The sequence below is a fragment of the Pantoea sp. EABMAA-21 genome (genome assembly GCF_030053335.1).
Classification (GTDB): Bacteria; Pseudomonadota; Gammaproteobacteria; order Enterobacterales; family Enterobacteriaceae; genus Pantoea; species Pantoea communis.
Genome location: NZ_JASGBX010000002.1, coordinates 378,499 through 402,998 on the forward strand (window position 1 = coordinate 378,499; position 24,500 = coordinate 402,998).

22 protein-coding genes are annotated in these 24,500 nt (G+C 53.9%); 11 read left to right on the top strand and 11 right to left on the bottom strand.

The genetic code is table 11. The features are described 5' to 3' along the window. Positions 1 to 72: 72 nt before the first annotated feature. A complete protein-coding gene (radD, locus tag QMZ65_RS05235) occupies positions 73 to 1,827 on the bottom strand; it encodes a DNA repair helicase RadD (RefSeq protein WP_283215555.1) in 1,755 nt (584 codons plus the stop codon). Positions 1,828 to 1,995: 168 nt separating this feature from the next. On the opposite strand from radD, the gene rsuA reads away from it, so the two are divergent. The 3 genes from rsuA (at position 1,996) to QMZ65_RS05250 (ending at position 4,664) form a co-directional block, all read left to right on the top strand. Beyond that, positions 1,996 to 2,718: a 16S rRNA pseudouridine(516) synthase RsuA gene (gene rsuA / locus QMZ65_RS05240; protein WP_058961320.1), complete on the top strand. Its 723-nt coding sequence runs from the start codon at positions 1,996 to 1,998 to the stop codon at positions 2,716 to 2,718. Between the two features lie 12 nt (positions 2,719 to 2,730). Then, positions 2,731 to 3,921, top strand: coding sequence for a Bcr/CflA family multidrug efflux MFS transporter (locus tag QMZ65_RS05245; RefSeq protein ID WP_160833470.1), 1,191 nt, complete (start codon positions 2,731 to 2,733; stop codon positions 3,919 to 3,921). Between the two features lie 416 nt (positions 3,922 to 4,337). Next, positions 4,338 to 4,664, top strand: a complete 327-nt coding sequence (locus QMZ65_RS05250; RefSeq protein ID WP_160833471.1) for a YejG family protein — start codon at positions 4,338 to 4,340, stop codon at positions 4,662 to 4,664. Here the strand turns inward: QMZ65_RS05250 and yejF are convergent. From yejF to yeiP, 9 genes are all read right to left on the bottom strand, one after another. Further along, positions 4,658 to 6,247 (bottom strand): microcin C ABC transporter ATP-binding protein YejF, encoded by a 1,590-nt coding sequence (gene yejF / locus QMZ65_RS05255; protein ID WP_160833472.1) that lies wholly within the window; start codon positions 6,245 to 6,247, stop codon positions 4,658 to 4,660. The two genes, QMZ65_RS05250 and yejF, sit on opposite strands and share 7 nt — an antisense overlap. Next, positions 6,244 to 7,269, bottom strand: a complete 1,026-nt coding sequence (locus tag QMZ65_RS05260; RefSeq protein ID WP_283215541.1) for an ABC transporter permease — start codon at positions 7,267 to 7,269, stop codon at positions 6,244 to 6,246. The genes yejF and QMZ65_RS05260 overlap by 4 nt, the downstream gene beginning before the upstream one ends. Beyond that, positions 7,269 to 8,360, bottom strand: a complete 1,092-nt coding sequence (locus tag QMZ65_RS05265; RefSeq protein ID WP_034824974.1) for a microcin C ABC transporter permease YejB — start codon at positions 8,358 to 8,360, stop codon at positions 7,269 to 7,271. Before QMZ65_RS05265 ends, QMZ65_RS05260 begins: the two co-directional genes overlap by 1 nt. A gap of 10 nt (positions 8,361 to 8,370) precedes the next feature. Continuing rightward, the gene (locus tag QMZ65_RS05270; protein ID WP_283215542.1) at positions 8,371 to 10,179 is read right to left on the bottom strand and encodes an extracellular solute-binding protein; all 1,809 of its coding nucleotides are present in this window, start codon (positions 10,177 to 10,179) and stop codon (positions 8,371 to 8,373) included. Between the two features lie 65 nt (positions 10,180 to 10,244). After that, complete coding sequence (gene pdeN / locus QMZ65_RS05275) at positions 10,245 to 11,810, bottom strand: cyclic di-3',5'-guanosine monophosphate phosphodiesterase PdeN (protein ID WP_283215543.1); 1,566 nt, start codon at positions 11,808 to 11,810, stop codon at positions 10,245 to 10,247. A gap of 298 nt (positions 11,811 to 12,108) precedes the next feature. Next, entirely contained in the window at positions 12,109 to 12,684 is a 576-nt protein-coding gene (gene mepS / locus QMZ65_RS05280; protein ID WP_034824970.1) for a bifunctional murein DD-endopeptidase/murein LD-carboxypeptidase, read from the bottom strand. A 516-nt stretch (positions 12,685 to 13,200) separates the two neighbouring features. Beyond that, the gene (locus QMZ65_RS05285; protein WP_097116604.1) at positions 13,201 to 13,908 is read right to left on the bottom strand and encodes a phosphatase PAP2 family protein; all 708 of its coding nucleotides are present in this window, start codon (positions 13,906 to 13,908) and stop codon (positions 13,201 to 13,203) included. Positions 13,909 to 13,952: 44 nt separating this feature from the next. Next, entirely contained in the window at positions 13,953 to 14,927 is a 975-nt protein-coding gene (locus QMZ65_RS05290) for a CobW family GTP-binding protein (protein ID WP_097116605.1), read from the bottom strand. A gap of 95 nt (positions 14,928 to 15,022) precedes the next feature. Next, positions 15,023 to 15,595, bottom strand: a complete 573-nt coding sequence (gene yeiP, locus QMZ65_RS05295; protein ID WP_283215544.1) for an elongation factor P-like protein YeiP — start codon at positions 15,593 to 15,595, stop codon at positions 15,023 to 15,025. A 149-nt stretch (positions 15,596 to 15,744) separates the two neighbouring features. On the opposite strand from yeiP, the gene QMZ65_RS05300 reads away from it, so the two are divergent. The 4 genes from QMZ65_RS05300 to fruA all read left to right on the top strand — a co-directional run bounded on the left by QMZ65_RS05300 (position 15,745) and on the right by fruA (position 20,052). Beyond that, the gene (locus QMZ65_RS05300; protein WP_097116606.1) at positions 15,745 to 15,999 is read left to right on the top strand and encodes a YkgJ family cysteine cluster protein; all 255 of its coding nucleotides are present in this window, start codon (positions 15,745 to 15,747) and stop codon (positions 15,997 to 15,999) included. Positions 16,000 to 16,275: 276 nt separating this feature from the next. Then, positions 16,276 to 17,406 carry a fused PTS fructose transporter subunit IIA/HPr protein gene (gene fruB / locus QMZ65_RS05305; protein WP_283215545.1) on the top strand — a complete coding sequence of 377 codons (1,131 nt, stop codon included), beginning with the start codon at positions 16,276 to 16,278 and terminating at the stop codon, positions 17,404 to 17,406. Continuing rightward, positions 17,403 to 18,341 carry a 1-phosphofructokinase gene (gene fruK / locus QMZ65_RS05310; protein WP_038645831.1) on the top strand — a complete coding sequence of 313 codons (939 nt, stop codon included), beginning with the start codon at positions 17,403 to 17,405 and terminating at the stop codon, positions 18,339 to 18,341. The genes fruB and fruK overlap by 4 nt, the downstream gene beginning before the upstream one ends. Positions 18,342 to 18,357: 16 nt before the next feature. After that, positions 18,358 to 20,052: a PTS fructose transporter subunit IIBC gene (fruA, locus tag QMZ65_RS05315; protein WP_283215546.1), complete on the top strand. Its 1,695-nt coding sequence runs from the start codon at positions 18,358 to 18,360 to the stop codon at positions 20,050 to 20,052. Between the two features lie 51 nt (positions 20,053 to 20,103). Here the strand turns inward: fruA and nfo are convergent, their stop codons facing one another. Beyond that, a complete protein-coding gene (gene nfo / locus QMZ65_RS05320; RefSeq protein WP_038649994.1) occupies positions 20,104 to 20,949 on the bottom strand; it encodes a deoxyribonuclease IV in 846 nt (281 codons plus the stop codon). 229 nt (positions 20,950 to 21,178) lie between these two features. Here nfo and QMZ65_RS05325 point away from each other — a divergent pair, with 229 nt between their 5' ends. The 4 genes from QMZ65_RS05325 to QMZ65_RS05340 all read left to right on the top strand — a co-directional run bounded on the left by QMZ65_RS05325 (position 21,179) and on the right by QMZ65_RS05340 (position 24,474). Next, positions 21,179 to 21,496 (top strand): hypothetical protein, encoded by a 318-nt coding sequence (locus tag QMZ65_RS05325; protein ID WP_283215547.1) that lies wholly within the window; start codon positions 21,179 to 21,181, stop codon positions 21,494 to 21,496. Between the two features lie 120 nt (positions 21,497 to 21,616). After that, positions 21,617 to 21,994 carry a YkvA family protein gene (locus tag QMZ65_RS05330; RefSeq protein WP_034824950.1) on the top strand — a complete coding sequence of 126 codons (378 nt, stop codon included), beginning with the start codon at positions 21,617 to 21,619 and terminating at the stop codon, positions 21,992 to 21,994. A gap of 9 nt (positions 21,995 to 22,003) precedes the next feature. Beyond that, complete coding sequence (yieE, locus tag QMZ65_RS05335) at positions 22,004 to 22,870, top strand: DNA-binding transcriptional regulator YeiE (protein ID WP_034824948.1); 867 nt, start codon at positions 22,004 to 22,006, stop codon at positions 22,868 to 22,870. A 137-nt stretch (positions 22,871 to 23,007) separates the two neighbouring features. Continuing rightward, a complete protein-coding gene (locus QMZ65_RS05340; RefSeq protein ID WP_034824946.1) occupies positions 23,008 to 24,474 on the top strand; it encodes an amino acid permease in 1,467 nt (488 codons plus the stop codon). The last annotated feature ends 26 nt before the right edge of the window (positions 24,475 to 24,500 follow it).

Sequence of the window (24,500 nt, forward strand, 5' to 3'; positions counted from 1 at the left end):
TATGCTTTTACGGATGCAAAAGCGGGCGGCATTATAGCCGCAATAGAAGACGCGGGCAAATGATTCCGTCGCTTAACGCAGCTCATTCGCGCGTCGATAACGTCCTTGATAATCGAATATCTTCTCGCGAATTTGCCAGAAATGACCTTTCGCGCGTGCCACCACAAAATCGGGATGACGCAGCAGTGGCTGCAAAGCGATAACATCCGCAGCCGTTTGCCAACCGAGTTCCACGCCGGGTGCGCGCTGGTGTGGGCGCATAAACAGCTGCTCGAAGGCTTTACGTTGAGCAGGCGTTTGCAGACGAAAACGTTCACTGACGCTGGTGCCATCTTCATCAAAGTAGGTCGCTTTTAGCCATTCGCCTTTCTCGTCGCGCCCTTGCTCCAGCGTCATACCGCCGCAGCGCAGCACACGTGCATCTTTAAGTTTTAGCGCGGCTTTCAACATATCATCAGGGTCGACCATAATACGATCGCACTGATGACAGCGGCGGGCCGCAATATCGTTTTCTGCACCGCAGTCGGGACAACTTTTAAAGCGGAAGCGATAGTCGCACTGTTCACGATTGCCCTCATCATCCTCCATCACGCCCTGACACCGACGGCCAAAATGTTCAATGATATGGCCATCTTCGGTGGTTTTTCCCCAGAAGGTATTGGCGAAACCACAGGCTGGGCAGAACACTTGCACCGGCTGATTGTCACTGGCGCCTTTTGGCGTGCCGACTTCAGGGGTAAAGAGATCGTGCGGATTGCCAGCATAATCGAGGATCAGGCAGTCGGTTTTGCCTGGTGACAAACGCAGGCCGCGCCCGACAATCTGTTGATACAAACTGACCGATTCAGTGGGGCGCAATATGGCGATAAGATCCACATGCGGCGCATCAAAGCCGGTGGTCAGCACCGCGACGTTCACTAAAAACTTTAACTGTTGCGCTTTAAATTCGCTGATCAAACGATCGCGTTCTTTCACCACTGTTTCCGCTGACACCAACGCGCTGTTCTCGGGCAACAGAGATAAAATCTCACGCGCATGTTCTACCGTGGCGGCGAATACCATCACGCCACGACGATCCTCCGCGAACTCCACGATCTGTCTGATGATGTGCGGCGTCACGCGATTCTGCTGCTTTAATTCGCGATTGAGATCGGCTTCGCTGAATAAACCGTTATTTTGCGGGATCAGGCGGCTGAAATCGTACTGTACGACCGGCATATCCAGCCGTTCGGGTGGCACAAGGAAACCGTGCTTGATCATGTAGCGCAGCGGCAATTCATAAATACAGTCGCGGAATAGCGCGTGCTGATCGCCGCGTACCATGCCGTGATAGTGAAACTGATAAATCCAGCCTTTACCGAGGCGAAAGGGCGTCGCGGTGAGCCCCAGCAGGCGCAGTTGAGGATTATGCTGCCGCAGATGGGCGAACAGCTGCTGATACTGACTCTCTTCGTTGTCGCTGATGCGGTGGCACTCATCGACGATCACCAGAGAAAAGGCGCTGTCGAAGCGATCCAGATTGCGCGCCACGGATTGCACGCTGCCAAATACCACTTTGCTTTCGCTCTGTTTGCGCTGTAAACCGGCGGCAAAAATATCGGCTTCCAGACCATACGCCTGATATTTGCTGTGGTTCTGCTCGACCAACTCTTTCACATGCGCCAGCACCAGCACGCGGCCTCGGGCAATGCGCGCCAGTTCAGCAATCACCAGACTTTTACCGGCACCCGTCGGCAGCACAATCACGGCGGGCGCATCGTGGCGGCGAAAATGCTGGAGTGTGGCGTCAACCGCCTCTTGCTGGTACGGGCGCAGGGTGAAGGACATCAGGGCAAACTTTTTTTTCAAACGGGCACGCATTATGCCATGAAAACAGCTGAAACGCAGGCGCGGTACTGTTAGCAGGCGAAGGATCAAGCTATACTGCCCACACTTTTTTAACGGTTTAAAAACGCCGTTTCAGTTCCCTCCGTAGTAACAGGCAAAAGCGAATTCATGCGACTCGAAAAATTCATATCTCAGCAGCTGGAAGTCAGCCGTGCTATCGCTGGCCGCGAAATCCGCGCCAGGAAAGTCACCATTAATGGCGAAGTGGTTCGCGATGCGGGCTACAAAGTGTTGCCAGACGACGAAATCGAATACGACGGCAACCCACTGGTGGTGCAAACCGGTCCACGCTACTTCATGCTGAATAAGCCGCAGGGTTATGTCTGCTCCACTGACGATCCCGATCATCCTACCGTGCTGTTCTTCATGGAAGAACCGGCTGCTTTTAAGCTGCATGCGGCGGGCCGTCTGGATATCGACACCACCGGTCTGGTGCTGTTGACGGACGATGGTCAGTGGTCACACCGTATTACCTCTCCGCGCCATCACCTGGAAAAAACCTATCTGGTTGAGGTAGAAGAGCCGATTGACCCTGCGCTGGTGGAGAAGTTTGCGACGGGGATTCAACTGCACAATGAGAAAGAACTGACCAAACCGGCGGTGCTGGAAATCCTCGATGAAAAAGCCGCTCGTTTAACTATCACGGAAGGCCGCTATCATCAGGTCAAACGCATGTTTGCCGCGATGGGTAATCATGTGTCCGCGCTGCATCGCGAAAGCATTGGCGAGATTGTGCTGGATGACGACCTGGCTGAAGGTGAATACCGTGAACTCACGGAAGAAGAGGTCGACAGCATCGGCCTGCCAGAAGAGCTGAAAAAACGCAAATAGCGGGAGAAAGCGGTGCGTAAGGAAAAGAATTCACCGGTAGGGTTGGTCGTGATTCTGGGATTGCTGGCGATGCTGATGCCGCTCTCCATTGATATGTATTTGCCGGCAATGCCGCAAATCGCACGCGAATTTGCCGTTTCGGCAGGCAGCGTGCAGATGACGCTGAACCTTTACATTCTGGGGTTTGCTATCGGGCAGTTGGTGTATGGCCCGCTGGCGGACAGCTACGGACGTAAACCGGTGATTGTGCTGGGCACGCTGATCTTTGCCTGCGCCGCGGCGGCATGTGCCTTGTCGCAGTCCATTGATCAACTGATCTTTATGCGCTTCCTGCACGGCTTGTCGGCGGCAGCGGCCAGCGTGGTGATTAACGCGCTGATGCGAGACAGTTACTCGAAAGAGGATTTCTCGCGCATGATGTCGTTTGTCATGCTGGTCACCACCATTGCACCGTTACTGGCACCGATTATCGGCGGTTGGCTGTTGCTGCTGTGGAACTGGCACGCGATTTTCTGGACGCTGGCTGTGGCCGCATTGATCACTACCGTACTGGTGGTGACGCAGATCCGCGAGACGCTCAAGCCTGAACTGCGGCAGCGCTTCCATTTGCGAACCACGCTGAGTAACTTCGTCGCGCTGGTGCGCCATAAACGTGCGTTCAGCTACATGCTGGCAAGCGGCTTCTCCTTTGCGGGATTGTTTACCTTCCTCAACGCCGGGCCTTTTGTTTACATCGAAGTGAATCACGTTTCACCGCAAAACTTTGGCTACTACTTTGGCCTTAACGTGGTGTTCCTGTTTGTCATGACGCTGATCAACAGCCGCGCGGTACGCCGCTTCGGGCCTTTGGCGATGTTCCGTATCGGACTGATCATACAGTTTGCGATGGGCATCTGGCTGCTGATTGCTAGCGCGCTGGATTTAGGTTTCCTGTCGCTGGTGTTTGGCGTGGCGATGTTTATCGGCTGCGTCTCGACGGTTTCTTCGAACGCGATGGCGGTGATTCTCGATGAGTTTCCGCATATGGCGGGCACCGCATCGTCACTGGCCGGTACTTTGCGCTTTGGCGTGGGTGCGCTGGTGGGGGCATTGCTGTCACTGGTGAGTATTAACAGCGCCTGGCCAATGGTGGCGACCATTGCCCTGTGCGCAACCGTATCCATTGTGTTGTTTAGCTACGCCGCACGTCCACGCCACGCGTAAACCTGCACTTTCCTCTCACGGCGCGGTTGATCGCGGAGTTCACTGGTTTTTAGAGCCATTGAATTCGCGAATAAAAAACCGCGCCGTTATCACATTCCCTCTTGCCGTATGCGATCAATTCTTCACGTTCACTCGCGAATCCCCACATATTCGTTATGCTTAATGTTTCCATAATGTGAAAATTTAGGTGTAAAAAAGTAACTATATTGCGTCTAAAATGATTGTTAACTGCCGCCGAACAAGGTACACATAGGCATAAATGCGAGAAAGCTCGCAAATAATAACTTTGCTACATGCTTTGTGTTTAAAACGAGAAGGCAAACCTTGACGTCCGTATTCTGAGTTTACCAGGTAGGGATTCACTGCGTAATCGCCGTCGTCGTGAATAAGCGTTAACGTCTCTGGGGACTGTAATTATGCTGCAACTTTCGGTTATGCATCGCTTACCGCAACATTATCGTTGGTCAGCCGACCATGTCGGTGAAATTGAACGTCAGGAAGCGGTCAACGGTGTGCACGATGAAGATCTCGTCGCACTGCGTCTGTTAAGCCACGATGGCCATCCGGCGCTGGAAATTCTGCACCAGCTGCAAGAGACGTTGGCGCAGATTCAGGTCGATTGCAAAATTGCCCTGTGTGAAGGGCAGCCCTGTTTACTGATTCAGCGTGGCGATGAAAGCACTACCAACTGCTGCCTGAAAAATCAGGGCGTTGCCATCGCGGAAACCTTTGAAGGTCAGTGAGTTAACGATTCGCCCTGCGCGGAGGCTAAAAGCTGACGCGTATAATCGCTGGCCGGTGCGTTAAACAACGCTTCGCATTCTCCCTGTTCCACCACTTCACCCTGGCGCAGCACAATTAGCTGATGGCAGAGTGCGCGCACCACCTGCAAATCATGGCTAATAAACAGATACGCTAACTGGTGCTGCTGCTGTAAACGGCGCAGCAGGGTGAGAATTTGCTTCTGCACTGAGCGATCCAGCGAAGAGGTCGGTTCATCCAGCACGATTAATTGCGGCTCCAGAATCAGCGCTCTGGCAATAGCGATGCGCTGACGTTGACCACCGGAAAACTCTGCGGGGTAGCGTGAACGGCTTTCCGCATCCAGCCCCACTTCCTGCATCACGGCGATCACTTTCGCTTCCTGCTCGGCGGCACTTAATTCAGGGCGATGTACTGCCAGCCCTTCTGCAATCACCTGTTGCACCGTCATGCGCGGATTGAGTGATGAGTTAGGATCCTGAAATACCACCTGAATATGCGGGCGCAGCGGCAAAAGCTGCTTACGCGACAGGCTATGCAGCGGCTGGCCGTCAAACCAAATCTCACCGCGCGCAGCGATCAAACGCAGCAACGCTAAACCGGTGGTACTTTTGCCTGAACCGGATTCACCGACCAATCCGAGGCTTTCACCCCGGCGCAGCGTGAAGTTGAGATCGCTGAGCACGGTTTTCTCCGCCACGGCGCGCTGAAACAATCCGCGTTTAATCGGAAAGCCCACGTGCAGGTTTTTGACCTGCAGCAGCGGCTGTGCATCGTTAAGCGGCACAGGCTGACCATCCGGTTCGGCGGCGAGTAATTCACGCGTATAAGGATGCTCGGGCTGGCTGAACAGCGGCTTGCATAGATTGTGCTCCACTTCCCGACCCTCGCGCATCACCGTGACACGATGCGCCAGCTGGCGGACGATATTGAGATTGTGGGTGATGAACAGCATGCCCATATTCAGTTCGCGCTGCAGTTCACGCAGCAAGCGCAGAATTTGTGCCTGCACCGTGACATCCAGCGCGGTGGTGGGCTCATCGGCAATCAGCAGTTTGGGCTGCGTCAGTAACGCCATGGCAATCATCACGCGCTGGCGTTCCCCACCTGACAGCTGATGCGGGAAATCGCCGAGGCGTGATGCCGCATTGCGGATGCCGACGCGATCGAGGCAGCTAAGAATTTCGCCGCGCGCCGCTTCTTTACGCATCCCACGATGCAAAGACAGCACCTCATACAGCTGCTTCTCAACGTTGTGCAGCGGGTTGAGCGACACCATCGGTTCCTGGAAAATCATCGCCATCTGATTGCCACGCAGACCGCGCATCTCGCGCTCGCTGGCCTGCAAGATATTTTGGCCATTGAACAGGATCTCACCTTGCGGATAGGTCACAGGCGGCTGCGGCAGCAGGCGCATAATCGAGAGCGCGGTGACACTTTTGCCTGAACCGGATTCACCGACCAGCGCCAGAGTTTCACCGGCCTCAATCTGCAGAGAGATATCTTCCACCACGCGGCGCTGATTGAAGGCCACGGCGAGATGATTGACGCTTAACAGGCTCATTTCACCCCCCGGCTGGGATCAAAAGCATCACGTACCGCTTCACCGATAAAAATCAGCAGCGAGAGGAGCAGCGCGAGGGCGAAGAAGCCGGAAAGTCCCAGCCACGGCGCCTGTAAGTTGTTTTTGCCCTGTAAAAGCAGTTCGCCCAGCGAAGGGGAGCCCACTGGCAGGCCGAAACCAAGGAAATCCAGCGAGGTCAGAGTGGTAATCGAACCGCATAAAATAAAGGGCAGGAAAGTGAGTGTTGCTACCATCGCATTCGGCAAAATGTGGCGCAGCATAATGCGTCCATCGCTGACGCCGAGCGCGCGCGCCGCACGCACATAATCAAAGTTACGCGTGCGCAGAAACTCGGCCCGCACCACGCTCACCAGGCTCATCCAGCCAAATATCACGGTGACCAGCAATAGCCACCAGAAGCCGGGTTGAATCACGCTCGAAAGCAAAATCAGTAAAAATAGCGATGGCATGCCAGACCACACCTCAATCAGACGCTGGCCAACTAAATCGACACGACCACCAAAATAGCCCTGCACCGCACCGATTACGATACCGATCACGCTGGAGAACAGGGTCAGCAAGATTCCGAACAGCAGCGAGACGCGCGTGCCATATAGCAAACGCGCCAGCACATCACCGCCATTGGCGTCGGTGCCGAGCCAGTTCTGCTTCGAAGGCGGAGAAGGGAAGGGCACATCGGTGGCGAAATTAATGGTGCTGTCACTGAAACGAATTGGTGCCCACAGCGCCCATCCCTGCTGATCGATCCGCTGTTTTAGCCACGGGTCCTGGTAATCGGCCGGGGTGGCAAAGTCGCCGCCAAAATCACTCTCGCTGTAATTGAACAGCAGCGGCATGTACCAGCGCTGCTGGTAGTGCACCAACAGTGGCTTGTCATTGGCCAGTAACTCCGCACCGAGTGAAAGCACAAAAATGAGCAAAAAAATCCACAGCGACCAGTAACCACGGCGGTTATGGCGAAAGCGTTGCCAGCGCTGCTGGTTGATTAGCGATAAACCCATTAGCGCCCCTCAAAATCGATGCGCGGATCGACCAGCGTATAGGTCAGATCGCTGAGAATGTTCATCAGCAAGCCGATCAGCGTGAAGATATACAGCGTGCCAAACATCACCGGATAGTCGCGTTGAATGGTGGCATCGTATCCCAGCAAACCGAGTCCGTTGAGAGAGAACATCACCTCAATCAATACCGAGCTGGTAAAGAACATGCTGATAAAGGTGGCAGGGAAACCGGCGATCACCAGCAGCATGGCGTTGCGGAATACGTGGCCGTACAAAATACGTTTTTCATCCAGCCCTTTGGCGCGAGCGGTGACCACATATTGTTTGCGGATCTCATCGAGGAATGAGTTTTTGGTCAACATGGTTAGAGTGGCAAAACCGCCAATCACCGTGGCCAGTACCGGCAGCGTGATGTGCCAGAGATAGTCGCCAATCTTGCTGTACCACGGCAACGTATCAAACTGCGGCGAGGTCAGCCCGCGAAGTGGGAACCAGTCGAAATAGCTGCCCCCGGCAAACAGCACAATCAGCATGATGCCGAAGAGAAAGGCCGGGATGGAGTATCCAATGATGATAAAGGTACTGCTCCAGATATCGAAAGCGCTGCCGTTGCGCACTGCCTTTTTAATCCCCAACGGAATCGAGACCAGATAAATGATCAACGTACTCCACAAGCCCAGGCTGATGGAAACCGGCAAGCTCTCTTTGATCAGCTGCAGCACCGAGGCGCTACGGAACAAACTGTCGCCAAAATCAAAACGAATATAGTTCCACAGCATTTCGCCATAGCGCTGCAGCAGCGGTTTATCAAAACCGTAGCGGTGTTTGATCTCGGCGATCACCTCAGGATCAAGGCCACGCGCGCCGCGATATTGGCTGTCGCCCGGATTATCATGCGCCAGCGCACCGCGCCCGCCGACATCTCCAGCACTACCCGAGGAAAAACCGGAGCTATGACCAAATTGCGCATTCGCCAGCGCCTGATCCACCGGTCCACCGGGCGCAATCTGCACGATAAAAAAGTTCAGGGTGATGATCGCCCACAGTGTGGGAATAATCAGCAGCAACCTGCGCAGGAAATAGGAACCCAAACCGCTCTCCTCAGCGTCTGTCGGCCGGCAATTGTGCGGCTTTGTTCACGTCATACCACCAGTTCTCTAACCCGGTTGCATACGCGGGTTTGATTTCAGGGCGGGAAAATTTATCCCAGTATGCCAGCCTCTGTTCGGCGTTGTACCACATCGGGATCATATAGGCATTCCATAACAGAATGCGATCCAGTGCCTGGCCCAGTGGCAATAGCGCTTTTTCATCGCCCTGATGTTCGACGATCTCCTGCACAAAGTGATCCACGATGGGATCTTTCACCCGTGGCGTGTTCCACGAGGAGGCAATGTATTGCGACTGCCAACTGATACGTAAGTTGGTGGAAGGCCATGGATTGGCCTGATACAGCGTTGGGATCATATCGTAATCGCCTTCGCGTAAACGGCGCAGATACTGCGAGCTATCAATTTGCCGCAACTCCACCTGAATCCCCAAACGCTGAAGGCTATGCTGGAACGGCAGCGCCCAGTCGTTCTGCGTGCCGCTGCGCATCAGCAGTTCAAAGCGGAAGGGCTGTCCGGTCTTATCGTTTACCAGATGCTGATTCTTAATCTGCCAGCCCGCTTCTTTTAGTAGCTTCATGGCTTTTAGCAGATTGCCGCGATCGAAGCCGCTGCCATCGGAACGCGGCGGTGCATAGTCGTTGTTGAACACTTCAGCGGGCAGCTGCGCTTTGTACGGTGCCAGCAGAATGAGCTGGTCGGCTTTAGGGTAATCTTTGGCCGCATAGGCGGTGTTCTGGAAATAGCTATCAGTGCGTTTGTACGCCCCGTAAAACAGCGCTTTGTTCATCCACTCGAAATCGAACGCCAGCGTCAGCGCCTCACGCACCCGACGGTCAGCAAACAGCGGTTTTTCATTGTTAAAGGCCAGCCAGCGAGTATCGGTGGAGACGGTATTCGGCGTGGTGGCTTTCACGATGGCGTGGCTATCAAAGTTACGCCCGCGGTATTGCGTGGCCCACTTCTTCGCCGAACCCTCTTCGCGCAGATCGGAGGCGCCGGCTTTGAAGGCTTCAAAGGCGACATTGTCATCAAGATAGTAATCGTAGCGCAGCGTATCAAAGTTAAAACGTCCCCGATTGACCGGCAGATTTGCCGCCCAGTAGTTTTTCACCCGACTGTATTGAATGAACTGACCTGGCTTATAAGACGTGATGCGATAGGGGCCGCTGGAGAGCGGGGGATAGCCGATCGGCTCGTTGAATTTTTTATTCTGCCAGAAGGCTTGCGGCAATACCGGCAGCGTTAACCAGCTCAGGATCATATCCTTGTCCGGTTTCGGCATGTCGATACGCACGGTGAGATTGTTGAGCGCTTTCACTTCAACTCCACGGAACGCCACGCGGAACTGCGGCACACCTTCGGTCATAAATTTCTGGAAGGTGAAAGCGACATCTTTGGCGGTGATCGGGCTGCCGTCCTGAAAACGCGCATGCGGATTGATGGAGACTTCCATCCAGTGATAATCGCTGGGATAGCGGGCGGATTCAGCAATCAAGGGATAGTAGCTGCCAGGCTCATCATCGGAGGTGGTGAACAGCCCGTCATACAGCGTATCGGTGCCGACGCCAGGATTACCGCGTGAAGCAAAGCGATTGAAGTTATCGTAAGTGCCCACCACCGCGATGGTCATCTTGCCGCCTTTAGGCGCAGCGGGATTCGCGTAATCATAATGGGTGAAATTCACCACATACTTCGGTTCGCCCAGCTTGGCAAAGGCATAACTCTCATTGATGGTTTCCGCATGCAGTGGCGCGATGGCGCTACAAACCAACAACGCGGTGACAAGACGCAGCAGCATAAGTGGGGCGCTCTCCTTAAATAATCCGCACTGAATGGTAGCAGTTTCGTGACGATAGCGTGACGTTAACCGAGTGCTGCCTGACGTTGGTAATAACTGATCAGGTTTTCCGGACGCAGCGGGCGGCTGAATAAATATCCCTGCAGATGTGTCACCCCACGGTTCACCAGCCACGCTGCCTGATCGCCGGTTTCAACGCCTTCTGCCACGGTTTTGAGATTGAGCTTCTTCGCCAGCAGCAATACCGCGTCCAGTACCGGTGAGGTCACCGTTTCGGTACCAATACTCTGTACAAAACCGCGATCAATTTTGAGGTAGTCAAACGGATAGCGTTCAAGATAGATCAATGCGCTGTGGCCAGTGCCGAAGTCATCAATGGCAATTTTAATATCCTGCTCATGCAGCCAGGCAAAAATCTCGCCAGCATTTCTTTCGCCCACCATGGTGCGTTCGGTGATTTCAAAAACATAGTTGAAGTGGTCTTTTGGCATGTCGGCAATCCACTCCTGCACATGCTGACGAAAACTTTCTGATGCGAGATGCAGAGGGGAAAGGTTCAGGCTCAATCGCGTGCCGCGCGGCAGTTGCTGGCAGAGGAACTTCGCATCGCGTGCCACCAGCTTAAACAAATGCTGAGTCAGGGGAATAATCAGATTTTGCGCTTCGGCGTTGCTAATAAAGGCATCGGGGGGAATCATTCCCTCGGTGGGATGTGTCCAGCGCAGTAGTGCTTCAACGCCATACGGTTGCCCATCGTGGGCGGTGACCAGGGGCTGATATTCAACATGAAACTGACCACGTTTAATGCCCTGCATAATCTCTTTGCCAGGACGCTGATACAGTGTCAGCAGCAGCCAGCTACCCGCACTCATAAACAGGGCTGAGAGGAGGCCGGTCAGCAGGATCAGATGATAATCGCGTTGCGCCAGCGTCGTACCGTACAGCACGAAGCGCATGCCATTATCTTTAAAACTCATTTCTTTCAAGGCTGGTGGTAAATCGTGGATGTTCACCACCTGATTCTTGCCACTCAGCAGGGCTTTATCGCCAATCACCAACGCCATACCGGTGATTTCGGGATGATAAGAAGCCAGCAGCTGATAAGGCGTCAGGCTGATATTCATGGTGGCGAGAATGCCGGTCTCAGCTGAGCCTGGATTCTTCATCCACAACGCCAGCGCCGGTTTGGTTGGCAAGAGGGGCGTGCCTTCCAGTAAGCGTAAATCGCGATCGCGCTCCAGTTCCGATTGTGGCGAAATATCATTCGCAGGCAGCAGAAAGGCGCCGGTAGCAGATGAACAATAGGCATTACTGTTACGTACCAGCAAAATCGCGCGGATATTGCCGGCAAAGGCGGCACGTGAAGTGAGTTCGCGGCTGACGCTACTGCATTCAAGCTGGGTGTATTGTTGCAATGGATAAAGGGTATCCACCAGGGTCGACATCACCTGTTGTAGATCGTCGCGGCTATGGATCAGCAACTGTTCATGTTGTTGTACTCGTTTTTGCCAGGTGAGCGTCAGCAGTACGATGACAAACAACAGAAAGAACACACCGCCGATGATCGCACTACTCCAGGCGATACGGCGCGAATAGGTTGCATGACGTTTTAACGTCCCCGACAGTGGCATGGAGTGCATTCCCCTTTATGGCGCCATTATTATTATGTAAATCGTGCACTACTGCTCGCTGGTGTCTGGCGTAAAACATTGCATCAGGACGGGTTTTTTCAGCCGACGAAGACGCAACAATTTGCTGCCAGTAAGCAAACGAGAATATAACGAGGAAGCGCGAAAAGTCTCGTTATATTTCTGATTCTCAATTACTTTTTATCTATCGGATTTGCGTTAAGAAACGGCAGGCGAAAAAAAACGCTGCCTGGGCAGCGTTTTCTGATTCTCTGGCTGAGAGGATCTTCAAAAGGATACGTTAGCTAGGGTTTTTAGCTAAAACCCTGCGGGCTTCACGGTAACGCGTTTTCCAGTAACTATCGTTTAAACTGGAGATCATCACACCACTGCTGGTGGACGCGTGAACGAAGTTATCGTTACCCAGATAGATGCCAACGTGTCGTCCGGTAGAACCGGCACGGAACAGCACTAAATCACCCGGGCGCAGTTTGCCGCGAGAAATCTCTTTGCCCGTATCCTGCTGTTCTGACGTTGAACGGGGTAAATCTAAACCGAACTGCTCGCGAAAGGTGCGCTGAACAAAAGCAGAACAATCAATGCCGCGTTTGGTGTCGCCGCCTAAGCGATAACGAACACCTTTCCAGTCACTGTACTGTTCCATGATGCGGGACTTAACGTCCACATTCTGCACCATTTGTTCAAATTCGTCCTGAGACGCTTGAAGTAAAAAACCATTCTGGTTGTTAACTTCATGATTCTCGTTATTCGCGTTCTGACCGTTATGCGTACTACTACATGCCGATAAGAGTGTTGCTAATGCTACTGCGGGAAGGATCCGCCTGAGGTATCTCAGTATTGGTTGAGACTTGACCATTATACGTGTGTTCCTTTGAAGTCCTTACGACACAATGTCGCCAGCCAGATGACAAAACGGGTTTGAGATTAATAAGAGCTAAGGCTTAAGACAATTCCTTAATTACTAAAATGTGTTAATGAACACATTTTTGTTGCATAAGGCACCGAATTTTATGCTGCACTCTAAGTAATCGCGTTTGAGGTTAACCGATTACAGACCGCGTGGCGAGTGCTTTTATATAAATTTTTATAGCTTTTATTGATGTGAAATCAATCCGTAACACAATGGTTACTTTATCAACGATTGGTAGCGATTTAATAGCCAATAAGGCGGGTTTTCAGGGGGTAATTCCGGCGCTGGGGCTGATTTTGAGAGGCTTCTGGCTGGACAAGCCAGGAAAAAGGCGATTGTTACGCGTTTTGCATCATAATGTTTTCTTTTAATAGAAAAACGTTAGCCTGCTAATAATGTATTTCTGAATTCGATAAGCGCGGATGATCGACTTTTCTACTTATTGTCATCCGCGCTTAACAATTATGTGCGTGGCTTATATTTCCCTGGCAGGGCGCGATTGAGCCAATTCACCAGTTTGTCACTGAGCGGAGTTAATAAACACCAGCTCAATCCCACCAGAATCACCGACATCGATCCCACCGCAATATCGGTAAACCAGTGAGAACCCGCCATCACGCGCGGCAGTGCAAATACCACCACAATCACTAAACCCACCAGGAAAGCGCGAAAGCCAAAATAACGCCACATAAAGCAGGCAAAAATAATCAGCATCATGCCGTGATCGCCTGGGAAGCTATTACTGGAGGCATCTTTCGCCGGAATCCCTGTCAGTTCACTCACGCGATGCACGTTGTCAAAGAACAGCGTTGGGCTGGCGTGTTGCACGGGGATCAAATGACCCAATTGATTGAGCACCACGGCGGTGAGCAGCATGGTGATACCAATGGCCAGCATGCGGCGGCGGCCCTGTGGCGTTTCACGACGCCAGAACCACAGATACAGCAGACCCATCGCCAGCAGCGATACCGCATCAAAGCCACGGTAATTGGTGATCGCCACCAGCAAAGCGAAACCGTGGTGATCCACCATCTTATCGTTAAAGCTAAAGAAGATGGCTTTATCAATACCAAACCAGAAACCATGGTCTGGCGGCAGATACCACGAGAAGAACAGCATGATCCCCAATGCATTCAGCAGCAGGATGGTGATTAAACGAGACGCGCGCATAAGAAATAGACTCAAAAAGAAAATTACGGGGCAACCTAACGCAGCTAATTTAAACGAATCTTCAACAAGGTTGATTGCAAAACGTTCCAGTCCACAGATTGGTGGTGGATTAACTCGATACGGCTGTCCGGCGGTGTGGTGGGGCGCGTTTCCATAAAGAAGTCGTCACCCTGACGATTAATGTTCACCAGACCGTCTGGTGTGCGCAGTACACCTTTGACGCGATCCACCGGTGCAAGCCGCGCCCACTCTAGCGCCGGGATGGTATCGAACACGGTATCACCATCAAAAATCCAGCCACAGGAAGCATAGCCCTGGCCTTCATTTAATGCACGGCGCCAACGTGCGGAACCCTCAAGTTTCAGTGCTGCCAGTCCTTTTGGACGTGAAGTATGATGATGATGGGCCGCTTCAGGAACCGCACGATCCGTCAACGCGGGCTGGCTGAGCAGGGCGGGGTCGACTTTACCCCAGGCCGACTCGACCAGTTGGCGATCGCCCAGGTTGTCCTGTTGCCACTGCTGCAAGCGCTGACGATCTTCCTCGCTCCAGCGATCGCTTTTATTGGCGACGATAATATCGGCGGCGGTCAGTTGATCGCGGAAGTTTTCATTCTCGACGACACGCGTGTCGGCTAACTGGCGCGCATCAAGCAGCGTGATGGTGGCATCAACCTGAATCCAGGGTTGATACACAGCGGCGCGCAGCATATCCAGCAGTTGTTTAGGGTGGCCAAGGCCGGTGGGTTCGATAATCAGACGATCGGGCTTATTTTGCTTTAACAGCATATTGAGTCCGACCTGCAGTGGCAGGCCGTTCACGCAACACATGCAACCGCCAGGAATTTCCTTCAGCGTGGCACCGCGATCGGCGAGCAGTGCGCCGTCGATGCCTACTTCGCCAAACTCGTTGACCAGAATCGCCCAATTTTCATTGGCCGGTTTATGGGCTAACAGATGCAGCAGAGTAGTGGTTTTGCCGCTGCCGAGAAATCCGGTGATTACATTAACGCGCGTCATTACAGGCTCCATTTTCAGGCGCGCGGACAACATACCCGGCGCGCACGACGTTGTTATACTATAACAACCTTCAGCGGCCGGATAAAATCGTGCGGTTAGTCCGCGCGACTCATATAGCGGCGTTCAGCCACGTGAATACGGATGCGATCGCCATTGCTCAGGTATTCCGGTACCTGGATCGACAAGCCGGTGCTCATGCCCGCGGGTTTGGTGCGTGCGCTGGCGGAAGCGCCTTTAATGCCTGGTGAAGTATCGACAATTTCCATGTCCACGGTCTGTGGCAGTTCCAGCGCCAGCACCTGACCCTCCATCGTTAACACCTGGATGCCAGGAATGCCGCCTTCAGGGATGAACAGCAGTTCTTCTTCAATCTGATCTTTCTTGAAGCTATAGGGCGTGTAATCTTCATCATCCATAAACACGTACTCGTCACCGTCTAAATAAGAGAAGGTCACGGCGCGACGGCTAAGCTGAATGGCATCGATAATATCGTCACCCTTGAAGCGCTCTTCCACTTTCAGGCCAGTGCGCACGTCGGTAAAACGCATCTTATAGAGGGTGGCAGCACCGCGTGCGCTTGGGCTCTGGACATCAATGTCCTTTACCAGCAACAGTTTGCCGTTCCAGGTAACAGCCATTCCTTTTTTGATTTCATTTGCCTTTGGCATGGGGATAACTCGCTGTGAAAAGGTTAATGCGCGCCACGTTACTCGCGCCGTGAAAAACAGGCAAGGGAGGCAGTGTAAAATTGTTGCCCGCGCATGGCATTCCCGTCATCAGCCTGCTATTGTCGCGACGAAATCCTCAGGAGCGCATGATGTATTGTCGTGACCAGTGCGGTGCCTGTTGCACAGCCCCCTCAATCTCTTCCCCGATTCCCGGCATGCCCCAGGGCAAACCGGCCAATACCCGCTGCGTTCAGCTGGATGACAATCAGCGCTGCAAAATTTTTGGTTCTCCGCTGCGTCCCGCAGTCTGTGCGGGTTTACAGCCCAGCGCAGAGATGTGCGGTAGCAGTCGCGAAGCCGCGATGACCTTCCTGTTACAACTCGAAGCAGATACCGCGCCTTAAATTGCTGACGCGGTGCTGAAGAATTTGCCTTATGTGACCCATGCGTTACAGCAATGACGTCAGCCGTACAGGCCTGAAAAATCTTAAATCCGATCTGAAGTGTGCGGAACATCAAAAATCTGCTACGCCGATCGCGCATTTTCTTGCCTGCTTTCTCATGCTGTACCATATTCCCTGAAACGTTTCAGCGTTGTCCTCTCGGTAACCCCCGAGAAGTACAGCGTAATTTTTCGCCATTAAGCTGAAACGATTCAATTTCAGCAAGCGAGGAGAAATATGTTCCAGCTCGACGTTCAGGCCATCCATACCGGTGCCAGTGCACAAAATAAAGAAGAGGCTATCCGTCAGATTGCCGCTGCGTTAACCGCAGCCGGTAATGTGTCGGAAGGCTACGTTAACGGTATGCTGGCGCGCGAACAGCAGACCACCACCTTCCTGGGTAATGGTATTGCCATTCCGCATGGCACCACCGATACGCGCGATATGGTGCTGAAGACCGGCGTACAGGTTTATCAGTTCCCGCAGGGCGTGGAGTGGGGTGACGGGCAAACGGCTTATGTCGCCATCGGTATCGCGGCAAAATCAGATGAACATCTTGCGCTGCTGCGCCAGCTGACTCACGTATTGAGCGATGACAGTATCGCAGAGCAGTTGAAAACCGCCTCAGCCGAAGATCTCCGTGCCATCCTGATGGGTGAAAAGCAGGCGGCTGAGTTCAAATTCGATACCTCGCTGATTGCGGTTGACGTTGCAGCCAGCGATCTTATCACCTTGCAGGCGCTGAACGCTGGACGTTTACAGGCAGCAGGAGCTGTTGAAGCGGCGTTTGTGGCGGATGCGGTTTCGCGTACGCCGCTGAGCCTCGGACAGGGCATCTGGCTGAGTGACAGCGCCAATGGCAACCTTGGTAGCGCCATTGCAGTCAGCCGTACCGCCACGCCATTCGTGCATCAGGGCGAAAATGTGGCGCTGCTGTTGACCGTGGCCGCCACTGACGATCGTCCGCTGGAAGTGCTGGGTTATCTGAGCAATCTGCTGCTGAGCAACAAAGCTGAACGTCTGATGAAAGCCGACGCGGCAGGCATCCTGGCGCTGCTGACCAGTGAAGTGGACGAAAGCGCGGATCAACTGGTGGCTGAATTTACTATCCGCAACGAGCATGGACTACACGCACGTCCGGGCACTGCGCTGGTTACGGTCATTAAACAGTTCAACAGTGACATCACCGTCACCAATCTTGACGGCAGCGGCAAACCGGCCAACGGACGCAGCCTGATGAAAGTTGTCGCGCTGGGCGTGAAAAAAGGCCATCGCCTGCGCTTTACCGCCAGCGGTGAAGATGCACAGCAGGCGCTGAATGCCATCGAAGAGGCCATCAATTCTGGACTGGGCGAGGGGGTCGCATGAGCCGCCGCGTTGCCACAATCACATTGAATCCCGCTTACGATCTGGTGGGCTATACGCCAGAAATCGAACGTGGCGAAGTTAACCTGGTGAAAACCACCGGTCTGCACGCGGCGGGTAAAGGCATCAACGTTGCCAAAGTGCTGAAAGACCTGGGTATCGACGTCACCGTCGGTGGATTCCTCGGCAAAGAGAACCAGGATGGCTTCCAGCAGCTGTTCAGCGAGCTGGGTATCGCCAACCGTTTTCAGGTGGTGCAGGGCCGTACCCGCATCAACGTCAAGCTGACGGAAAAAGACGGTGAAGTCACCGATCTGAATTTCTCCGGCTTTAATGTCACCGCGCAGGATTGGGATCGCTTCACTGCCGATTCCCTGACCTGGCTGGGACAGTTCGACATGGTATGCGTCAGCGGCAGCTTGCCCGCGGGCGTGGCGCCCGAAGCGTTCACCAAATGGATGAGCGATCTGCGCACCCTGTGTCCGTGCATTATTTTCGACAGCAGTCGTGAAGCGCTGGTGGCGGGGCTGAAAGCCGCGCCGTGGCTGGTGAAGCCGAACCGTCGTGAACTGGAAATCTGGGCCGACCGCAAACTGCCAACCTTGCAGGATGTGATCGAAGCCGCGCATGAACTGCGTGAGCAGGGCATTGCCCATGTGGTTATTTCCCTTGGTGCGGAAGGCGCACTGTGGGTCAACGCCTCTGGCGAATGGATCGCCAAACCACCAGCCTGTGAAGTGGTCAGCACCGTAGGCGCGGGAGATTCAATGGTCGGCGGCCTGATTTACGGGCTGCTGATGCGTGAATCCAGCGAGCATACCTTGCGTCTGGCTACCGCAGTGGCTGCGATGGCGGTGAGCCAGAGCAACGTTGGTGTGACCGATCGTACCCAGTTGGCCGCGATGATGGCGCGCGTCGACTTACAACCCGTTAACTAACAGCAGGAGAGCGATAATGAAAACGCTGCTGATAAAAGATTCTTCACTGGGACTGGCATCAGGACATCTGGCTTTAGAACGTCTGCGCGCAACCGCAGCACAGGCTGGCCTGACGCTGACTGACAACGCGGCCGATGCTGAACTGGTATTGGTTGCTGGCCATGCTGTGCCGAAAGATGCACAACTGGCAGGCAAATCCGTGGCGCTGGTCGATGTGCAGCAGGCGCTGCGCGATCCGCTGGCGGCCATTAATCAGGCTAAAGCCAGTGCCAAAGTCTGGCAGGCTGCCGCGGCGGTTACTGCTCCAGCTGCCGCTCAGAGCACTGGTCAGAAACGCATTGTCGCGGTTACCGCTTGCCCAACCGGCGTAGCGCACACCTTTATGGCGGCTGAGGCGATTCAGGCAGAAGCGACCAAGCGTGGCTGGTGGGTGAAAGTGGAAACCCGCGGTTCCGTGGGTGCAGGCAATGCCATCACCCCTGAAGAGGTGGCGGCGGCCGATCTGGTGATCGTGGCAGCAGATATCGATGTGGACCTGGCGAAGTTTGCTGGCAAGCCGATGTATCGCACCTCAACCAGCCTGGCGCTGAAGAAAACCGCGCAGGAACTGGATAAAGCGCAGGTTGAAGCCAAAACCTATCAACCGAGCGGCAACGCGTCAGCCAGCACGCAAAGCGACAGCAAAGAGAAAGCCGGTGCTTATCGTCACCTGCTGACCGGCGTGTCCTACATGCTGCCGATGGTGGTAGCGGGTGGTTTGAGCATCGCGCTCTCCTTTGCCTTTGGTATCACCGCATTTAAAGAGCAGGGCACCTTAGCGGCTGCGCTGATGCAGATTGGTGGCGGCAGTGCCTTCGCGCTGATGGTGCCGGTGCTTGCAGGCTTTATTGCTTTCTCGATTGCCGACCGTCCGGGTCTGACTCCGGGTCTGATTGGCGGTATGATCGCCACCAGCATTAACGCCGGTTTTCTTGGCGGTATCATCGCTGGCTTCATTGCCGGTTACGCCGCGAAGATGCTGAGCAGCAAAGTTAAACTGCCGCAAAGTATGGAAGCGTTAAAACCGATCCTGATCATTCCGCTGGTAGCGAGTTTGATTACCGGCCTGCTGATGATTTACGTGGTGGGTAAACCTGTTGCGGGCATCATGAGCGGTCTGACGCACTGGCTGGCGAACATGGGCACCGCCAATGCGGTACTGCTGGGCGCGATCCTCGGTGGCATGATGTGTACCGACATGGGTGGTCCGGTGAACAAAGTGGCGTACGCCTTCGGTGTCGGCCTGCTGAGTTCGCAAACCTATGCGCCGATGGCCGCGATCATGGCCGCCGGTATGGTGCCACCGTTAGCGATGGGCCTGGCAACAATTGTTGCACGTCGTAAGTTCAACAAAGGTCAGCAGGAAGGGGGCAAAGCGGCACTGGTGCTCGGCTTGTGCTTCATCTCTGAAGGTGCAATTCCGTTTGCGGCGCGTGACCCTATGCGTGTGCTGCCTTGCTGCATCGTCGGCGGTGCAATCACTGGCGCGGTATCCATGTTGGTTGGCGCGAAACTGATGGCACCTCACGGTGGTCTGTTTGTACTGCTGATCCCGGGTGCAATCACCCCGGTGCTGGGTTACCTGATGTCGATTGTGATTGGTACCGCAGTGGCTGGCCTCGGCTACGCGATTCTGAAACGTCCGGAAGAAGAGCTGGCGAAAGCTGCGTAATTTTCACCGGATAAGAAAAAGGGAGCTGCGGCTCCCTTTTTGCTGTCTGTTTTACGCCTGTTGTTCCGACTTCAGCCACGCAATCTCATCTTTCCAGATATCCGGATTGATGGTTTCCAGAATCATCGGGATGCCATCAAAGCGCTTATCCTTCATCAGCCAGCTAAACACCGTCTTGCCAATGTTGCCTTCACCTAAGCTGTGGTGGCGATCCACACGGCTGCCGAGCGTGCTTTTGGCGTCATTAAGGTGCATGCCGCGCAGGAACTGGAAACCAACGATGCGTTCAAATTCTGCAAAGGTCTCCACGCAGGCTTCTTCTGTCCGCAGATCGTAGCCGCCGGCAAATGCATGGCAGGTATCGATACACACCCCAACGCGAGATTTATCTTCGACGTGCTCAATAATGGTGGCGAGGTGTTCAAAACGGAAGCCAAGATTGCTGCCCTGACCGGCGGTATTCTCAATCACTGCCACCACGTTGTGGGTCTGATCCAGCGCGATATTGATCGATTCGGCGATGCGCTTCAGGCACGCCTCTTCTTCAATCTGCTTCAAATGGCTGCCAGGGTGGAAATTCAGCAACGTTAGCCCCAACTGCTCGGCGCGCTGCATCTCATCCAGAAACGCCTCTCGGGATTTCTCCAGCGCATCCATCACCGGATGGCCAAGGTTAATCAGGTAGCTGTCATGCGGCAAAATCTGCGCGGAAGTGAAGTTGTATTTCTCACAGGCGGTTTTGAAGGCATCAATCACTTCACCTGAAAGCGGGGCGGCTTTCCACTGGCGCTGATTTTTGGTGAACAGCGCAAAGGCTGTGGCTTCGAGTTCGTGGGCACGGATAACTGCCTGGTCTACGCCGCCTGATGCACTGACGTGTGCGCCGATATATTTCATGCCGCTCTCCTGGTTGGCGATTGCTGCTGCAAAGGGCACATCATAGCGGATGCGCTACCGCCATGAAATGTTGCATCGCTCGTGGGGAGAAAAACGGCACGGGTAAACACTTATCCAAATTATCAACACACCTACCAAAGTTAGCAGGTGCGCTTTTTTTCTGGTTAACTATAGTTTAACAAATTAGAAACTTTTAACTATAATCATGAAAACAGCTTATAGAAGTACTTTGCATACCGCTTTACAGCATGAAAAATTCAACGTAATCCATAAATTAAATTTAGGTAAAACCAATGCAGTGACCCTTTTTTATAATGGTCATGGCGCTGTCGGCTTCACGCTCGCCGTGCCCGATAGCGACAACTCGCTGGTCCATTTTTATCGTTATGGAGTCAATAACAGCGATCCGAAAAAGTTGTACCGCTCTGAATGCCTCTATTCCCGCCGGGAAAACTTTGGCTATCAGGACTGGTTGATTCGCACCATTACCGATGAGTTCACGGCCTGTGACACAGAACTGGAAGAACTGATCGGTATGAAAGCCTGACACACACTCCGCCGCCAATCTCCTGGCAGCTGCTTGCCTGCGCATATACCTGACTGGTTTAAAAGTTAAATTGGTAATATATTGTCCATTGACCAGTATAACTAATAAGGAAGAGTCGGGATGTTGAAGCGCTTGCGCCGCTGGGCACGCTTAATTAAACGCGATGTGCTCACGCTGTGGTTTGCCTGCCGCGATCCGCGTACCCCCTGGTGGTTTAAGCTGCTGGCATTTGGCATTGTCGCCTATGCACTCAGCCCCATCGATCTCATTCCTGATTTCATTCCCATTATCGGCTTACTCGACGACGCCATCATCGTCCCGCTGGGTGTGATCATCCTGCTGCGTTTGCTTCCGCGTGAAATTCGCATCAGCAGTGCAGAACGGGCTGATGTCCAGCGGGCACGCGGCAAAAAGATTGTCAGCTGGGCTGGATTCTTCCTGACGGTGATCGTCTGGTTAGCGGTGGTGGCTTATCTTGTGAAGCGTTACGCAATGTGAGGAGGGCGCATGCATATCACGCTGCGTCAGATTGAAGTCTTTACCGAAGTGTTGAAAAGCGGTTCAACCACGCAGGCCTCGCAGGTGTTGGCCCTGTCGCAATCAGCGGTGAGTGCGGCGCTGGCCGATCTGGAAAACCAACTCGGGGTACAACTGTTCGATCGCGTCGGCAAACGACTGGCCCTGAACGAGCATGGTCGTTTGCTCTATCCACGCGCGGTCGGATTGCTGGAACAGGCCGGCGAGATCGAACAGCTGTTTAAAGAGGATAATGGCGCCATTCGTCTGTTTGCCAGTAGCACTATCGGCAACTACTTACTGCCAGGGATGATCGCCGCCTATCGTCGTGACTTCCCCACGCTGCCGCTCGAACTGAGCGTCGGCAACAGCCAGGATGCGATTAACGCAGTGGCGGATTTCCGTGTGGATATCGGCCTGATTGAAGGGCCGTGTCACGAGCCGGATATCGTTAGCGAAGCATGGCTGGAAGATGAACTGGTGGTGTTTGCCGCGCCTGATGCTGAGATCCTGCAACAGCCGATCACGCTGGCATCACTGGCGGCCGCCCCCTGGATCCTGCGTGAGCGCGGTTCGGGCACGCGTGAAATTGTTGATTACCTGCTGTTGTCTCACCTGCCGCAGTTTCAACTCGGCATGGAACTGGGCAATTCTGAAGCAATCAAACATGCGGTGCGTCACGGCATGGGCATCAGCTGTTTATCGCGCCGGGTGATCAGCGATCTGCTGGAGGCGGGCACGCTGGTGGAAGTGGCTGTGCCGTTACCACGTCTGACGCGCACGCTGTATCGCATTCATCATCGGCAGAAGCATTTGTCGAAAGCGCTAAGCCGATTTCTCTCCTATTGCCGCGAGTAATCGCGGCTGTCATAACGTAAACGGCTAATAATTTCGCGCCGATTATGAAGGTAACTAATAACCCGACGTGAATGCTATACAGCCTGGGGTTAGCTGCTACAATCGCGCCTTATTTTTATCCAGCATAGCGTTTACACATGCATAATGACTCAAAAACAACACAACAACCTGGGCTGCGCCGTGAATTAAAAGCGCGCCATCTCACCATGATCGCCATCGGCGGTTCCATTGGCACCGGCCTGTTTGTCGCCTCGGGTGCCACCATTTCTCAGGCAGGTCCCGGTGGCGCATTACTCTCTTACGCGCTGATTGGCCTGATGGTTTACTTCCTGATGACCAGCCTCGGCGAACTGGCGGCGTTTATGCCGGTTTCTGGCTCCTTCGCCACTTACGGCTCTAAATACGTTGAAGAAGGCTTCGGCTTCGCGCTGGGCTGGAACTACTGGTACAACTGGGCGGTCACCATCGCCGTTGATCTCGTCGCCTCGCAACTGGTGATGAACTACTGGTTCCCGGATACGCCGGGCTGGATCTGGAGCGCGCTGTTCCTTGGGCTGATGTTCCTGCTTAACTACATTTCCGTCAAAGGCTTCGGCGAAGCGGAATACTGGTTCTCGCTGATCAAAGTTGCCACCGTCATCATCTTTATCGTGGTGGGTGTGCTGATGATCGTCGGCATTATGCGCGGTGCAGAAAACGCCGGCTGGCATAACTGGACCGTGGGCGACGCACCTTTTGCCGGCGGTTTTGCCGCGATGATTGGCGTGGCAATGATTGTCGGCTTCTCGTTCCAGGGTACAGAGTTGATCGGCATCGCAGCCGGTGAATCACAGGATCCCGCGAAAAATATTCCACGCGCCGTGCGTCAGGTGTTCTGGCGTATTCTGCTGTTCTATATCTTTGCGATTCTGATCATCAGCCTGATTCTGCCGTACACCGATCCGAAACTGCTGCATAACGATGTCACCGATATCGCCATCAGCCCGTTCACGCTGGTGTTCCAGAATGCCGGATTACTGTCGGCAGCGGCAGTGATGAACGCGGTGATCCTGACGGCGGTGCTGTCAGCGGGTAACTCAGGCATGTACGCTTCAACGCGCATGCTGTTCAACCTGGCGCAGGAAGGCAAAGCCCCACGTATTTTTGCCAAACTGTCGAAAGGCGGTGTGCCGCGTAATGCCCTGATTGCCACCACCGTGGTAGCGGGTTTGTGCTTCCTGAGCTCGAAGTTCGGCAACCAGGAAGTCTATCTGTGGTTGCTGAATACCTCAGGCATGACCGGCTTTATCGCCTGGCTGGGTATTGCGATTAGCCACTATCGCTTCCGTCGCGGCTACGTGGCGCAAGGGCATGATTTAGCGGCTCTGCCATACCGTTCCGGCTTCTTTCCGCTCGGTCCGATTTTCGCCTTCGTGCTGTGCCTGATTATTACACTGGGTCAGAACTACCAGGCGTTTCTGGCGGATCGTATTGACTGGTATGGCGTGGCGGCGACCTACATCGGCATTCCGCTGTTCCTGCTGATTTGGCTCGGTTACAAGCTGGCACGTGGCTCGCGCTTCGTGAAGTACAGCGAAATGGAATTCCCGACGTTTAAAGAGTAATGCGTTAAACGTGGGTGACATAACGC